This window comes from Psychrobacillus sp. FSL K6-1267, from assembly GCF_038003265.1.
Taxonomy (GTDB): domain Bacteria; phylum Bacillota; class Bacilli; order Bacillales_A; family Planococcaceae; genus Psychrobacillus; species Psychrobacillus faecigallinarum.
Map to the genome: position 1 here is coordinate 2,666,904 of NZ_JBBOOR010000001.1, position 15,141 is coordinate 2,682,044.

At 36.5% G+C, this 15,141-nt stretch carries 14 protein-coding genes; 1 reads left to right on the plus strand and 13 read right to left on the minus strand.

Features of this window, described 5'->3' with window-relative positions; all coding sequences use genetic code 11:
• Positions 1–338: 338 nt before the first annotated feature.
• The 7 genes from MHB55_RS13585 to citZ form a co-directional block, all read right to left on the minus strand.
• On the minus strand, positions 339–1,553 hold the full coding sequence (locus MHB55_RS13585; protein WP_154310413.1) for a carboxylate--amine ligase: 1,215 nt from the start codon (positions 1,551–1,553) through the stop codon (positions 339–341).
• A gap of 11 nt (positions 1,554–1,564) precedes the next feature.
• The gene (gene pnpS, locus MHB55_RS13590) at positions 1,565–3,097 is read right to left on the minus strand and encodes a two-component system histidine kinase PnpS (protein ID WP_340863433.1); all 1,533 of its coding nucleotides are present in this window, start codon (positions 3,095–3,097) and stop codon (positions 1,565–1,567) included.
• A complete protein-coding gene (locus MHB55_RS13595; protein ID WP_144537110.1) occupies positions 3,094–3,804 on the minus strand; it encodes a response regulator transcription factor in 711 nt (236 codons plus the stop codon). The genes pnpS and MHB55_RS13595 overlap by 4 nt, the downstream gene beginning before the upstream one ends.
• Before the next feature lie 70 nt (positions 3,805–3,874).
• The gene (locus MHB55_RS13600) at positions 3,875–4,318 is read right to left on the minus strand and encodes a MaoC/PaaZ C-terminal domain-containing protein (protein WP_229654041.1); all 444 of its coding nucleotides are present in this window, start codon (positions 4,316–4,318) and stop codon (positions 3,875–3,877) included.
• A 205-nt stretch (positions 4,319–4,523) separates the two neighbouring features.
• The gene (gene mdh / locus MHB55_RS13605; protein ID WP_144535415.1) at positions 4,524–5,465 is read right to left on the minus strand and encodes a malate dehydrogenase; all 942 of its coding nucleotides are present in this window, start codon (positions 5,463–5,465) and stop codon (positions 4,524–4,526) included.
• 81 nt (positions 5,466–5,546) lie between these two features.
• Positions 5,547–6,812 carry an NADP-dependent isocitrate dehydrogenase gene (icd, locus tag MHB55_RS13610; RefSeq protein ID WP_144535413.1) on the minus strand — a complete coding sequence of 422 codons (1,266 nt, stop codon included), beginning with the start codon at positions 6,810–6,812 and terminating at the stop codon, positions 5,547–5,549.
• Between the two features lie 80 nt (positions 6,813–6,892).
• Complete coding sequence (citZ, locus tag MHB55_RS13615) at positions 6,893–8,008, minus strand: citrate synthase (protein WP_144535411.1); 1,116 nt, start codon at positions 8,006–8,008, stop codon at positions 6,893–6,895.
• Positions 8,009–8,221: 213 nt separating this feature from the next.
• Here citZ and MHB55_RS13620 point away from each other — a divergent pair, with 213 nt between their 5' ends.
• Positions 8,222–9,175, plus strand: a complete 954-nt coding sequence (locus MHB55_RS13620; protein ID WP_229654040.1) for an AI-2E family transporter — start codon at positions 8,222–8,224, stop codon at positions 9,173–9,175.
• Here the strand turns inward: MHB55_RS13620 and MHB55_RS13625 are convergent.
• The 6 genes from MHB55_RS13625 to MHB55_RS13650 form a co-directional block, all read right to left on the minus strand.
• Positions 9,153–9,545, minus strand: coding sequence for an FxsA family protein (locus MHB55_RS13625; protein WP_144535407.1), 393 nt, complete (start codon positions 9,543–9,545; stop codon positions 9,153–9,155). The two genes, MHB55_RS13620 and MHB55_RS13625, sit on opposite strands and share 23 nt — an antisense overlap.
• Positions 9,546–9,618: 73 nt before the next feature.
• The gene (pyk, locus tag MHB55_RS13630; RefSeq protein WP_144535405.1) at positions 9,619–11,379 is read right to left on the minus strand and encodes a pyruvate kinase; all 1,761 of its coding nucleotides are present in this window, start codon (positions 11,377–11,379) and stop codon (positions 9,619–9,621) included.
• 38 nt (positions 11,380–11,417) lie between these two features.
• On the minus strand, positions 11,418–12,377 hold the full coding sequence (gene pfkA / locus MHB55_RS13635) for a 6-phosphofructokinase (RefSeq protein ID WP_144535403.1): 960 nt from the start codon (positions 12,375–12,377) through the stop codon (positions 11,418–11,420).
• Positions 12,378–12,444: 67 nt separating this feature from the next.
• On the minus strand, positions 12,445–13,410 hold the full coding sequence (accA, locus tag MHB55_RS13640) for an acetyl-CoA carboxylase carboxyl transferase subunit alpha (RefSeq protein WP_144535402.1): 966 nt from the start codon (positions 13,408–13,410) through the stop codon (positions 12,445–12,447).
• A complete protein-coding gene (accD, locus tag MHB55_RS13645) occupies positions 13,404–14,276 on the minus strand; it encodes an acetyl-CoA carboxylase, carboxyltransferase subunit beta (protein WP_144535400.1) in 873 nt (290 codons plus the stop codon). The genes accA and accD overlap by 7 nt, the downstream gene beginning before the upstream one ends.
• Positions 14,277–14,921, minus strand: coding sequence for a FadR/GntR family transcriptional regulator (locus MHB55_RS13650; RefSeq protein WP_154310399.1), 645 nt, complete (start codon positions 14,919–14,921; stop codon positions 14,277–14,279). It lies immediately after the preceding gene.
• Positions 14,922–15,141 lie beyond the last annotated feature (220 nt).

Here is a 15,141-nt window from a genome sequence, read left to right on the forward strand (position 1 = left end):
AAATTCGCTCATATGACTTTCTCATTAATACTAAACAGATGATTGAAGCGGAAGGCGGCGACTCCAGTGGGATGAATGAGACAGATAAGACATCACAAACGACGCGCAAGCGACGGTGATGGCTTATCGCTCATCCCACGGAAAGCGTCCGACTAAAGCGGAAATCTCTCATCTCTCGTTCCTGCTTTTTATGTATCTTGAATTAATTAGAATTATACTACACAATAAAAGGCCAGCAACTAGTGCTAGCCTTTTAAAGTATTTCGTTTGGAAAAGGGGTCTATATAAAATGTATCAAAGTATTGTAAATGGCGTGTGAATTTCTTGTAAAACTTAACTTACCATTTATTATTTTGATATTTTTTATAATAATTCACCTGACGGGCCATCAGGTAGAACTTACGTTTCAAATTCTTATCCCCTTTATAAAACAATGGGTTCCCCCACTTACCTTCACCTAATAGCAAACGAATTTCCTGTTGGATAGAAAGATTATCCACGAATTTCTTTAAAACTATTTTAGGAACTACTGTGAACAAGTAATGTTCATTTAGTAGGGTTAGCGGTTTTTCTTTATGGTAAATCACATCATCCACCATATATCGAGCCATGTTATGTCCGAGTGCAGTAACATAGTAGCTAGATCGACCTTGTCTAATATTAACTTCAAATACTTTATATTTGCCATCTCGCTCATCATATTTTAAATCGAAGTTAGCAAAACCGACATATCCAATCGCCTCAAGGAAGTGTTGAAGCTTTTTCATTAACTCTTCATCATAGCGAGTAATAAGTGCGGTATAGTTTCCAATCGCCGTAACCGTGTGCTCTTGTAAAACTACTTGAGCAAGTGTACTTAGCTGCGCCTTGCCCTCCGAGCTAACATAAAACACAGAATCCCACATATATGTGTCATCTCCAGGAATATAATCCTGGATGATTAAGTCTTCCTCATAGCCACTTTCATTTACCTTGCGAATCACGTCATCTAATTCCTGCTGAGATTCAACTCTATATACTTTTTGTTGACCTACAAATTTATGCTTATAATATTCAACCCCATTACTAGGCTTGATGATTAATGGGAAAAGGACATCTTCTGTAAATGGTTGTTTTTTAGCGCAAGAGTAAAAATACGTTTTAGGTGTATCTATACCATGCTCTTCACAGAGCTTATAAAAATTAGACTTTACTAAAAGGTTGTTCATTAAATCCTCGGGCATATAATTAAACACAAACATTTCTTTTAAAACATCTGCATTTTCAATGATCAAACGCACATAAAAATCATTTGTGCCTATTAATAATAACTTCTTATCGGCCGTTTTATATTTCTTTGCAACTTCAGTTAAAACGGACACGAATTCCGACTTGTCCCATAAGTTTGGGTGTATCTCTATATGACCTATAACACTACTCAATTTAGTGAAGGACATTTCTTCCTTCCCAACTAAAATTGGCTTGATACCGTATTCCTCGTGGAAGGAAATAGACATATTGTAAGCATTCATATCTGTCCCAATTATAATAGGGATAAAGGGTTGATTATTCATGATGACCTCCATTAACTATTCATGAGTGGAATGTACACAGTGAATGCTGTACCTTTTCCTACCTCACTTTCAACTTTTATCAAACCATGATGAGCTTCAACTATATGCTTGACGATTGCCAGACCTAATCCAGTACCACCAGAGTTGCGACTCCTAGCTCGATCTACACGATAAAAACGTTCAAAAATACGATCTATTTCTTCAGTTTTTATACCTATTCCTTGATCCTTAATCGTAAAGTAACCAAATTTATGATCTTTACCAATAGTAATCGTGATAAAGGTATCCTCAGAAGAATAGGTAATTGCATTTGTTAATAAGTTCATCATGATTTGCATAATTCGATCGGAATCTCCTAGCACCTCTACCTTTTCATCCAAAGAGAGGGTCAATTCCATATTTTTTTCTTCTAATAAATGATTGGTCATTTCAATACTTTGAATGAGCACATCATAAAGTTTCACTTTATTTAACTTAATTTCGTATCCAACTTGCTCGACAGTTGATAAGTCCAGTAAATCATTAATAAGCATTTGTAGCCGATTACTTTCCTTATAAATTATCTCTAAAAACGAAAGTAAGGTATCTTCCTTTTTATATGCACCGTATAAAAGTGTTTCAGAGAACCCTTTGATAGATGTTACTGGGGTTTTTAATTCGTGTGAAACATTAGCAACGAAGTCTTTTCTTACCTGTTCTAGCTTCACTAACTCCGTGACATCATGAATCACAACAACTATTCCTAGCCATCTTCCATGCTCCCCTATAACAGGCGCCCCATATGCTACCATATGATTAGTACTTAAATTTCGTTGCAGTGCAATTTGTTCTTTACTGAGCATTTCTGTCAAAAATAGCTTTTCTATAAAAGCTTCAACCTTTTCTGGCAAGCCAATTTTACGAAATTGTTTCCCATTTACCTGTTCAAAGCTAAGCTGGAGTTGATTGAGAAAGGAACGGTTAACAATACTAACTATCCCACTACGGTCGATCATTATTAGACCGCTCCCCATGTTTTCAATCAGTGTTTTCAGTCGTTCTTTTTCTGTTTCACGAATTATCGAAATATCCTGTAGGTTCCTTGCAAGAATATTGATTGATTTCGTTAATTTTGACATACCTGAACTGTTATCCTCGAAAGCTCTAATACGATAATTACCTCTTGCTAGCTCCATAGCTGTTTCAGTTAAATGTTCAACAGGCTGTGCATACCTCTTTAAGATATTAAAGCCGATAAGTAAAGCAATAAGAAATGCAATTATTAAAATTGTTGCCAACACTAACCATAAGGTACCTTGAAAAAAATTGACATTGTCTTCTAGCAATGAAGCATCAAGTATCTCGACGACTTCTTGCCTTTGTTCTATAGAAAGCTGCGTACTACTTAGATAGTTTTCAATATCGTTTATTTTTCCATCAATGCTTGTACTCGTAGTACGTTCAATGAAAATAGGAAAGATTTGAGCAAGAGCTAGACCTATTCCAACTAGAATAAGTCCAATTAAAATAGAATAGGTACGAAATATTCTATTGTGAAAGCTCATACTTTTTTAGGCTCCTCAAATTTATATCCAAGACCTCTAATAGTTTTAATGTAAATCGGTTTTCGGCTGTTTTCTTCTATTTTATCTCTCAAATGACTAATGTGGACATCTACGATTCGAGTATCTCCAGCAAAATCATAATTCCAAACAGAGCTTAATAGCTGATCTCGGGTAAGCACTCTATTTTTGTTTTCGATTAAGTAAACAAGTAGTTCGAATTCCTTTGGAGTAAATTCCAACTGCTTATCATTCATGATCACTTCGAAGCGTTCAGGAAATACTTGCAGTCCACCAAATATATATCTTTCATCGGAATTTTTCTTTTGATGCTCTGACGTTAATACACTTCTGCGTATCATAGCCTTAACTCTAGCTGTAACCTCTCTAGGGCTAAAAGGTTTTGTCATATAGTCATCTGCACCTAGCTCTAGACCAAGCACCTTATCAAACTCTTCTCCTTTTGCTGTAAGCATTATAATCGGTGTCTGGATTTTTTTTAATCGTAGCTCCTTACACACTTCCATACCATCTAAACGCGGTAGCATCCAGTCCAACAAAATGACATCAGGCTGTTCTTCTATGGCAAGGTTTAAGCCTTCCTGCCCATCTGAAGCAGTTATAACATGAAAACCTGCTTCTTCCAAATTATATTTTAATAATGTTACGATTGAACTCTCATCATCTACAACTAATACTTTTTTCATTATTTTGGCCTCCATAGTCGATTTGAAACCCCCATTCCAAATCTGCAACTAAATAGGAAGTTATTATAGTTTTTCAGAAACGATAAGCAGGTGGTGTCACATGAAGAATACCATTCATCACTATTGCATTTTCCTCATTTTTTCCTTCTACTTCTATAATAATTTCATTTTTATGTACATTGACTTCTGTTATTACAAACGTAAAAGTTATTAAAGAATAATGATAGGTTGGTACAGGAAAAATTAACTCTTGCTTATTCACATGAGAACCCGGACCAGGAAGATACTTGGAAATGGCAGAAGTCACAATGCCAGTTAACATAATTGTTGGTACAATTGGTTTTTCAAATACTGTTTTAGAAGCAAAATCATGTTGAATATATAGAGGATTATTATCATTCGTCAATCCCAAATATAATAATAAATCCTTATCCTCCATCTTCTCGGTTATAGATAATTTTTCTCCTATAGACAAGTCTTCAATACTCTTTCCAATTTTATACGTTTTACCTAACAATTATTATTCATCCCCCTATATTTAGTCTAACTCTATCTTATCAATAACTCTTAGTTTTGCGCAATACACTGTACTGCCTACTTTAATAATCATAAGTAAAGTATGTAATTGATTTCCCTTAATGGACGTTTTGACGAGTTAAATGTTGCATATCTTATAGCCACAAAAACGAGCGAGAATTTAATCTCGCTCGTTTTTGCTATGATTATTCACTTAAAATCTTCATGACAGCTTTTACAGTATCAGCAGATTTGTTTAACAAAGTCGTTTCTTCTTCTGTTAACTCCAACTCAATAATTTTTTCGATACCGCCTGCTCCAAGTACAGTTGGCACTCCAAGATATATTCCTTCCATTCCATACTCGCCCTCTAAATATGCGATAGAAGGAAGAACACGTTTTTGATCTTTTAAGATAGCCTCTGCCATTTCTACTAGGGAAGCAGCTGGTGCATAGTATGCAGAACCGTTCCCTAAAAGGTTAACAATTTCTGCGCCACCTTTACGAGTGCGATCTACAATCGCTTCTAAGCGCTCTGCATCGATTAGATTTTCCAAGGGAATACCTCCAGCATAGGAGTATCTTACAAGAGGAACCATGTCATCTCCGTGGCCACCAAGTACAAAGCCGGTCACATCTTTAACAGATAGATTCAACTCCTGAGCAACAAAAGTTCGGAAACGTGCAGTATCAAGCACTCCTGATTGACCAATAACTCTTTCTTTAGGTAATCCTGATTCTTTGAAAACAGTATACGTCATTGCATCTACTGGGTTAGTTAACACTAGAACTGTTGTGTTAGGCGAATATTTAACAATCTCACCTGTGACACCTTTCATTACTTTTTGGTTTGTCTGAACTAAATCGTCACGGCTCATCCCTGGTTTACGTGCAATACCAGCTGTAATAATAACTAAATCGGAGTCTTTTGTATCCTCATAGTTGGAAGTTCCAATAATATTAGCGTCGAACCCTTGGACAGGGCCAGCTTCTGCCATATCCAACGCTTTTCCTTTAGTAGGGTTTTCAGCTTGAGGAATATCGACTAACACGATGTCTCCTAGTTCTTTTTGAGCTAGTAAAAATGCTGTAGTAGCTCCAGTGAATCCGGCACCAATAACTGAGATTTTATTACGTTTCATTGTCATGTCGTAACTCTCCTTTTGTCCAAATTAGAAAAGAGAGGATAGAATCCTCTCTCTTGTTAAACCAAATTTCATTACTACAGATTAAAGATTTTTAATCAATTCGTCAGCAAACTCCGAACATTTAACTTCTTTAGCACCATCCATTAGACGAGCAAAGTCATATGTTACAACTTTAGATTCAATTGTTTTTTCCATTGAGTCCATGATAAGTTTAGCAGCTTCGTTCCAGCCAAGGTGCTCAAGCATTAATACACCTGAAAGGATTACTGAAGATGGGTTAACTTTATCTAAACCTGCATATTTTGGAGCTGTACCATGAGTAGCTTCAAAAATAGCATGTCCAGTTACGTAGTTGATGTTAGCTCCTGGAGCGATACCAATACCACCAACTTGTGCAGCAAGTGCATCAGAGATATAATCCCCATTTAAGTTCATAGTTGCCACTACATCAAACTCTTTTGGACGAGTTAAAATTTGTTGTAAGAAGATATCAGCGATTGAATCTTTAACTAAGATTTTACCAGCTGCAAGTGCTTCAGATTGAGCTTTATCAGCTGCTTCAGTACCTTGTTCTTCTTTAATTTTGTCGTATTGGTTCCAAGTAAATACTTTGTCACCAAACTCTTGTTCAGCTACTTCATAGCCCCAGTTTTTGAAAGCTCCTTCAGTAAACTTCATGATGTTACCTTTGTGTACTAATGTTAAAGAAGTGCGACCTTCTTTAATGATGTAATTTAATGCAGCACGCACTAAACGTTTAGTACCTTCTTCAGAAATTGGTTTAATACCGATACCAGAAGTTTCTGGGAAACGGATGTTCTTAACACCAAACTCTGTTTGTAAGAAGTCGATTAGTTTCTTCGCATTGTCTGTACCTTTTGCATATTCGATACCAGCATAGATATCTTCTGTATTTTCACGGAAAATAACCATATCTGTATCTTCAGGACGTTTAACTGGAGATGGAACACCAGTGAAATAACGAACTGGGCGTAGGCAAGTATATAGATCTAGTTCTTGGCGAAGTGCCACATTTAATGAACGGATTCCTCCACCAATTGGTGTAGTTAAAGGACCTTTAATAGCGATTAGGTACTCATTGATAACATCTAAAGTTTCTTGAGGTAACCATTCACCAGTTTGGTCAAATGCTTTTTGTCCAGCAAGAACTTCTTTCCACTCAATTTTCTTTTCTCCGTTATAAGCTTTTTCTACTGCTGATTCTAATACACGTGAAGCTGCTGCCCAAATATCAGGACCAGTTCCGTCACCTTCAATAAATGGAATGATTGCTGTGTTTGGTACGTTAAGTACACCGTTTTCTACTGTAATTTTACCAGATGTCATGTATATTTCCTCCTACTATCATAATCATAGGGCCAATAACACAGGAGTGTTTAGCCCTAATCTTTTACAAACAATTAATATTATCGTTCTTCAATTGGAATATATTTTTGCATTCCTGGTCCAACATATTCTGCACGAGGACGAATTAATCGGTTGTCCGAATATTGCTCAAGAATATGAGCTACCCATCCAGAAACGCGTGAAACTGCAAAAATAGGTGTGAATAAATCATGGTCAATATTTAATGAATGGTATACAGATGCAGAATAGAAATCTACATTTGGTGGTAAGTTCTTTTGACCAGTAACGATTTCTTCAATACGTACTGACATATCATAAAGTTTAGATTCACCACGAAGTGTTGTAAGTTTTTGAGACATTTCACGTAAGTGTTTTGCACGTGGATCTCCTTTTCTATATACACGGTGACCAAAGCCCATAATTTTAACTTTGTTATCTAATTTATCTTGGATATAGCTATCAACGTTATCTAGAGTATCAATTTCAGTTAGCATTTTCATCACTTGCTCATTAGCTCCACCGTGAAGTGGCCCTTTAAGAGCTCCGATAGCTGAAACAACTCCTGAGTAGATATCAGACAAGGTTGCTACACAAACACGTGCAGTAAATGTAGAAGCATTTAACTCATGATCTGCATGAAGTACTAAAGCTTTGTTGAAAGCTTCAACTTCAATTTCTTCTGGCATTTCACCTGAAAGCATGTACAAGAAGTTAGCAGCATAGCCTAAATCTGTTTTAGGAGCTACCGGCTCTAATCCTTTACGTACACGAGAAAATGCAGTTACTAATGTAGACATTTTAGCTTGTAATTGAATAGCTTTTAGGTAGTTTGCTTCTTCGGACATATCCTCAGCAGCATCATCATATAATGCTAGCATAGATACAGCCGTTCTTAGTGCTGACATTGGGTGAACTTTATCAATTGGATAAGTCTTGAAATGATTCAAAACTTCTTGAGGAACTGCCATGTTATCAGCCAATTGTTGCTTTAATTCTGCTAGTTCAGAAGCATTTGGCAGACGTTTGTGCCAAAGTAGGTATACAACCTCTTCAAAACTTGCATTATTCGTTAAATCATCGATATCATAGCCGACGTATGTAAGTGTGTCATCTATAATAGAGCTAATCGATGACTGAGTCGCTACGATTCCTTCTAAACCACGAGTTGACGTCATTTGTTATCTCCCCTTCTACAGTAAAATTTATCCATCTACCTATCTCGTAATATGGAGATTTACCTGCATTTAATATGTACCTTCAAAATGCTTACTCTCGTATTATAATCAATTTTGGCTATTTTGTGAATGAAAACGCTTAAAATTATTAAAAAATAACTTTTCAATTAAATTATCCTAATAAAAGAATGGATGAAACTCGTTACTTTTCAAATGAACAAGAAAGATATTATATCTTACTGGATACCTATAGGAGTCATTCTGCTAATCCTTTTTATAGCGTACCCATTAACGTTATCTATTTTGTGTGGATACTTGCTTTTCCCAACATCTAATTTCTTTCATAAAAAGCTTAAACTTCCAATTTTCGTGAGTGTATTGTTAACAGAGATAATTATATTAAGTAGTTTTCTGTTGTTTGTATTCTTTATTTTCCAATCTTTGGTTACACTAATCCCGCTAATTCATGACCATCTTTTATACTTACCATTCGATGATTTACAAAATCATCCAATTTTTCTTATGTTTGAAGATAAGCTTCAAGAGTTGCTAGACACTATTTTAAATAATTTATTGATTAATCTAACGCATCTACCAACTTATATTTTCGAAATACTTCTCTTTAGTATCGGGCTTTTTTTTTCTTTATATGAGTCAACGAAGGACAGACTTTGGTTTCTAATCTATTTTCCAATAAAAACGAGAGATTTTTTTCATAAAACAGTGATTAAGTCTTCGGAAGTCGTTAATAGCTTTTTAGGTGTGGAAGTGAAGCTTTTACTTCTAACTTTTGTGCTACTTGCCACTGGCTTCAGTGTACTTGGCTTACATAACCCTATAAAAAATGCTTTTTTAATATCTTTAGTCGATAGCATACCATTTCTAGGGACAGGTATTATTTTAATACCTATGGCTATTTACTTCTTTTTACTGGATGCTAAACTGTTTGGCAGTATAATTTTATTGCTTTATATTTTTGTTCAGTTGACTAGACATATCGTAGATAATTTCCTTTGGTCGGCCTCCATGCAAATAAAAGCAGTTCATGTTTTTTTCTTAAGTGCAGCGGCAATATTAATTTTCGGCTTTATTGGCATCCTGTTTAGTCCCTTTATTTATTTAATCGCAAACAAATGGGGAGGTTCTATGAAGACTTCATCACGATAATTTGATTTTTTTTCATTTTCTTACGAATCCATCTATAAAAAAGAGGCTTAAATAATTTTCTTGTTGGTGAGAACAGCAGCAAAAAACCAAGGATATCTGATATAAACCCTGGAAGTACAACTAATATTGCTCCTAAAAAAATGCTGATTCCATTTATAGCTGATTCGCCTGGTGCTTGATAGTTTTTAACACTATCAGAAACCTCCCTGAATGCTTTCATACCTTGTCTTTTGGCTACAAAACCACCAATAACTCCAGTGGCAATGATCAATAGTAAGGTGTTAAATGCTCCAATAGACTTCCCAGCTAAAAGTAATATATATAACTCAATTGCAGGAACTACCACAAATAAGCCTATAATCCATTTCATACAGTCACCTTCCTCTCTTCTATACTAATTATAAAACAAGTGCCCCACTTTATGTGAGGCACTTGTTTAGGTTTTAAATAATACTTGCTTGACCGTTATAAATAACTCCACTTTCAGCATCAAGCGTTAGTTCTTGACCATTTTCAATAAGTTTAGTCGCGTCGGCAACACCAACAACTACAGGGATTCCAAAGCTTAAGCCAACCACAGCAGCATGGCTAGTTAAGCCACCCTCTTCTGTGATTAATCCTCTACAATTTTCAATAGCAGGAACCATATCCTTATCAGAACCTATCGTTACGATAATACTTTCGCTCGTATCTTGGCCTTCTAGTTCTTTTGCATTTTGAACAACAATTGCTTTACCAAAGGCAGTTTTCTTACCAATACCTTGACCTTTAGCGACCATATCACCAATAACATGAACTTTCATTAAATTAGTAGTTCCAGCTTGGCCTACTGGAACACCAGCAGTGATAACAACTAGGTCACCATGAGTTACATAATGTTGCAGAATACTTTCTTCTACAGCAATCTCTAACACTTCATCTGTTGAGGAAGCTTTTTTACCAACAATAGGATAAACTCCCCATACTAGTGTAAGCATTCTAGAAGGTTTCACAGTTGAAGTTACAGCTATAATAGGAACCCCCGGTCTAAATTTAGAGATCATTTTAGCAGTATGTCCACTTTCTGTAGGAGCTATAACTGCCTTCACCTTTAAATTGATAGCAGTATGAGCAACTGCTTGGCCTATAGCATCCGTTAGGTTTACATCGCGAGCCTTACTCAACTTAGTAACATTCGCTCTATAATCTACTGCATTTTCTGTATGTCTTGCAATTTTATCCATTGTCTGAACCGCCTCTAGTGGGTAAAGGCCTGCTGCTGTCTCACCAGAAAGCATGATGGCATCTGTTCCATCTAAAATCGCATTTGCTACGTCACTTGCTTCTGCACGAGTTGGTCTCGGGTTTCTTTGCATAGAGTCCAACATTTGAGTCGCCGTAATAACTGGTTTTCCTGCTTCATTACATTTTTGGATAAGAGATTTTTGAACTAAAGGAACTTCCTCAGCAGGAATTTCTACTCCAAGGTCTCCCCTTGCAACCATTAACCCATCAGATACTTCAATAATTTCATCAATATTATCTACGCCTTCTTGGTTTTCAATTTTAGGGATGATTTGAATGTGAGATCCATTGTTATTCTCTAATAATTCTCTGATTTCCAGTACATCTTTTGCTCTTCTAACAAAAGAAGCGGCGATGAAATCTACATCCTGCTCGATACCAAAAAGAATATCTTTTGCGTCTTTTTCTGTAATACCTGGTAATTGCACAGAGACTCCTGGTACATTCACACCTTTATTGTTTTTCAATGTTCCAGCATTTTGAACATACGTATGAATGATTCCATTTTCCGAATCAATTCCCTGAACAACTAGCTCGATTAGTCCATCATCCAATAATATAATAGAGCCTTCCTGTACATCTTCTATTAACTTTTCGTAGGAAATAGAAAAACGCTCTGTGTTACCTAACACTTCCGTCATAGAAATATCAATAGACTGACCAGTGACTAATTCGATAGCGTCACCTTCCATCTTATGAGTTCTAATTTCTGGACCTTTTGTATCCAATAATATCCCAACTATTTTACCTAGCTTTTTAGATACTTTTTTGATGCGTTCGATTCTTCCGGCATGTTCTTCATGACTACCATGAGAAAAGTTTAAACGGGCAACGTTCATTCCTGCCTCAATTAACTTTTCTAAAGTTTCCTCTGATTCACTTGCGGGACCGATAGTACATACTATTTTAGTTTTTCTCATAATCTTATCCTTCCTATTGCTGAAATTATGTAGTCTGTTTAGATAGATAACTCTTTAGATAATTGATACATCTTTTGATCAAATACCTCTGTCTTTTCAAATGCTTCCGTCATATCATAGTCTACCACTTGATGATTTTGGATTCCAATTGCACGTCCTCCATGACCTGCCATTAAAACCTCAACGGCCTTCGCTCCAAATAAACTCGCAAGGACACGGTCTCTTCCCGTAGGAGAACCTCCACGTTGAATATGACCGAGAACAGAAACTCTCGTCTCAATATTAGCATGTTCCTTAAGTTTTAGAGCAAAATCTTGTCCACTCATGACTCCTTCTGCTACTACGATAATACTGTGTTTTTTCCCACGTGCAGTTCCGCTTTCTAAACGTTCCACTACTTCTTCTATTTTCATCTCTACTTCGGGCACAATTATAGTTTCTGCACCGCCCGCAAGCCCTGCCCATAAAGCTAAATCACCAGCATCTCTTCCCATAACTTCAATGATAAAAGTACGATCGTGAGAAGTTGCGGTATCTCGAATTTTATCTATACATTCAATGACTGTGTTAAGGGCAGTATCAAAACCTAATGTATAATCTGTGCCAGGAATATCATTATCAATTGTCCCTGGAATTCCGACACATGGGAAACCGTTCTTAGTCAAGGTCATCGAACCTCTATATGAGCCATCTCCTCCAATAATAACAAGGCCATCGATATTATTTGCCTTTAGCTGTTCAATAGCTTTTTTTTGTCCTTCCTCTGTACGAAATTCTGGACACCTAGCAGAATACAGTTTTGTTCCTCCACGTTGGATAATATCACCTACGGAGCCTAAATCAAGCTTTTCCATCTTCCCCTCGATCAATCCTTGGTATCCATGTAAAATACCAACAACTTCTACCCCTTCATAAATAGCTTTTCTTACTACCGCACGAATAGCAGCATTCATGCCCGGAGCATCTCCACCACTTGTCAATACACCTATACGCTTCACATTAATCCCTCCAACCTAGCTATATTTACTATAAGCTTAACACGAAATGCTTTCAAAAAAAATGCGTCTAGTTAGACGCATTTTCTTTATACTTACCAATTTGTTTAAATTTATTGTACCTTGCATCCACTAATTCAGTTGGAGATAGCTTCGAAAGTTCTCGAAGAGATTGAATAATAGCTTCCTTCATGTACTGAGCTTGTGTCTCTAAATCCTTGTGAGCACCACCATGTATTTCTTTTATGATTGTGTCAATGATGTTCATTTGTTTTAAATCCGGGGCAGTAATTTTCATAGCCTCTGCAGCCTGCTTGGAAAGTGAAGAATCTTTCCAAAGAATTGATGCTGCTCCCTCAGGAGATATAACTGAATACGTAGAGTTTTCAAGCATATGGATATGATTCGCAACGCCTAAAGCCAATGCTCCGCCGCTACCACCTTCACCAATAACGATGCTAATAACCGGCACTTTTAAACCAGCCATTTCTACTAAGTTTCTTGCAATGGCTTCACTTTGACCTCTTTCTTCTGCCGCCTTGCCTGGATAGGCACCTTTTGTATCAATAAGGCAAATGATAGGTCGATTAAATTTTTCCGCTTGCTTCATTAAACGTAAAGCTTTTCGATATCCTTCCGGATGGGGCATTCCAAAATTTCTTTTAATATTTTCTTTCGTATCATGGCCACGTTGGTGTCCAATAACTGTGATGGGATTCCCATTTAATAACGCAATGCCACCAATAATGGCCGCATCATCACCGTATGAGCGATCACCATGCAGCTCGATGAAATCCGTAAATATTTGCTGAATATAATCACTTGTAGTAGGTCGGCTTGGGTGACGAGCAACCTGTACTCTGTCCCAAGGCTCCATGTTCTCATAAATCTCTATTTCCAGCTTTCTAAGACGTTCTTCAAGATTTTCTATCTCAGTAGACATATCTACCTCTGCAGTCGCAGTATAATCTTTAATCTCTTCGATTTTACTTTTTAACTGAACAATTGGCTCCTCAAACGGAAGTACCTTTACCATGTGATAACCTCCTTCTGCACGTGTAGATTAACTAAATTCGCTACTGTATCTCTCATTTGCTTTCGATGGACTACTGCATCAAGCTGACCATGATCCATTAAAAATTCGGCAGTTTGGAAATCTTCCGGAAGCTTTTCTCTAACTGTTTGTTCAATTACTCTTCTTCCAGCAAAGCCTATCAAAGCTTTTGGTTCAGCCAAGTTTATATCTCCTACTGAAGCAAAGCTCGCTGAAACCCCCCCGGTAGTTGGATGAGTTAAGATAGATATATATAATAATCCATGATCACTATGTCTACGCAAAGCGACAGACGTCTTCGCCATTTGCATTAAGGATAGTACACCTTCCTGCATTCTTGCTCCACCGCTTGCTGTGTAAATAATGAAAGGAACTTTTAGCTCTGTAGCTTTTTCAACAGCTCTTGTAATCTTTTCTCCTACCACTGACCCCATAGAGCCCATTCTAAAGTGAGAGTCCATCACAGCAACAACTATCGTTTGTCCTTGTAGCTTTCCGACACCGGTTAAGACAGCCTCGTTTAGTCCCGTCTTATTGGAATCTGATTTTACCTTTTCTGTGTAGCCTGGAAAATTTAAAGGGTTAACCGTTTCTAGATGGTCATCCATTGATACAAATGTGTCTTCATCTAGAAAAATTTCAATTCGTTCTTGAGCTGTCATTTTCATATGATGATCACAGGAAGGACAAACTTTTAGATTTTTCATCAAGTCCTTTGTAAACACATTCTTTCTACACTCAGGACATTTAACCATTATTCCTTCTGGAACATCATTTTTTGCCTTCTCCGATGGTATCGTGGCATATTTTCTTTTCTGATTCTTTCTAAATATATCTCGAATGCTCATTTAAACATCTCCCCTGTTTAGTAACAATAGCCAATCCTCAAAAAGAGAAATTCCTTTTTGCTCATCTCCTAGCTTTATACATTCTAGCAGTAGAGTCCATATTCCTTTCTCTTCTAAAGTCATGTAGCTACGATAAGGCTCTCCACCGTATTGTTTCAATAAAAACCATATTTTTAAGCCAAGGCGATTATTCGAAATGATTAAAATTTCTCTAATAATATCTTCCCTAAGCACTTCTTCCTTTAGTAACTTTTCGATAAATGCATCCCAAATTAATAGCTTATGAAGTTTATCCGAATGGCAGACCTGTCTGATAGCATCTTTTTCGAGCGATGCTCTAGTTGTGTGTACATCTTCCTTTGATTTGGATTCTGGCAAGATGAAAGTGGATAACAACTCAACTAATTGATGCTTTCGATAATCTGAAAGAAAGGTCCCTTCGCCTCTTCTCGTTTCTATTAAACCAAGTAGCTCTAGGCTTCTTAATGCTTCTCTTACTGAAGACCTACCAACTTGAAGCCTTTCTGCTAATTCTCGTTCAGATGGCAATTTACCACCTACAGGAATTTTTTCATCGTGGATTAACTGCCTCAACTGTTTTACAATTTCTGAAAACATTTTTCTAGAGTTATTATTTGAATCCATCCACCATCACTCTTCCATTAATTACAAAGTGGTCTGACCACTTATAAATAATAGGATACATAAATTTTTCTTAAACGTAAAGGAAAAATTGCATATGTAACAATGTACTGTCTATTTTTTATAAGAAAGTCATTTCTTCTGGAATTTTCTGAATTAGAAGCTATTCCAACTTTTTTTATAAATTTTGCTTAATTTGTGACGTATAAGTATTCAAGTTTTT

Coding starts and splice junctions, on each gene's coding strand:
- MHB55_RS13585 (WP_154310413.1), bottom strand. CDS start 1,553: ATGAATAATCAACCCTTTATCCCTATTATAATTGGGACAGATATGAAT.
- pnpS (WP_340863433.1), bottom strand. CDS start 3,097: ATGAGCTTTCACAATAGAATATTTCGTACCTATTCTATTTTAATTGGA.
- mdh (WP_144535415.1), bottom strand. CDS start 5,465: ATGACAATGAAACGTAATAAAATCTCAGTTATTGGTGCCGGATTCACT.
- icd (WP_144535413.1), bottom strand. CDS start 6,812: ATGACATCTGGTAAAATTACAGTAGAAAACGGTGTACTTAACGTACCA.
- citZ (WP_144535411.1), bottom strand. CDS start 8,008: ATGACGTCAACTCGTGGTTTAGAAGGAATCGTAGCGACTCAGTCATCG.
- MHB55_RS13620 (WP_229654040.1), top strand. CDS start 8,222: ATGAACAAGAAAGATATTATATCTTACTGGATACCTATAGGAGTCATT.
- MHB55_RS13625 (WP_144535407.1), bottom strand. CDS start 9,545: ATGAAATGGATTATAGGCTTATTTGTGGTAGTTCCTGCAATTGAGTTA.
- pyk (WP_144535405.1), bottom strand. CDS start 11,379: ATGAGAAAAACTAAAATAGTATGTACTATCGGTCCCGCAAGTGAATCA.
- accA (WP_144535402.1), bottom strand. CDS start 13,410: ATGGTAAAGGTACTTCCGTTTGAGGAGCCAATTGTTCAGTTAAAAAGT.
- accD (WP_144535400.1), bottom strand. CDS start 14,276: ATGAGCATTCGAGATATATTTAGAAAGAATCAGAAAAGAAAATATGCC.
- MHB55_RS13650 (WP_154310399.1), bottom strand. CDS start 14,921: ATGGATTCAAATAATAACTCTAGAAAAATGTTTTCAGAAATTGTAAAA.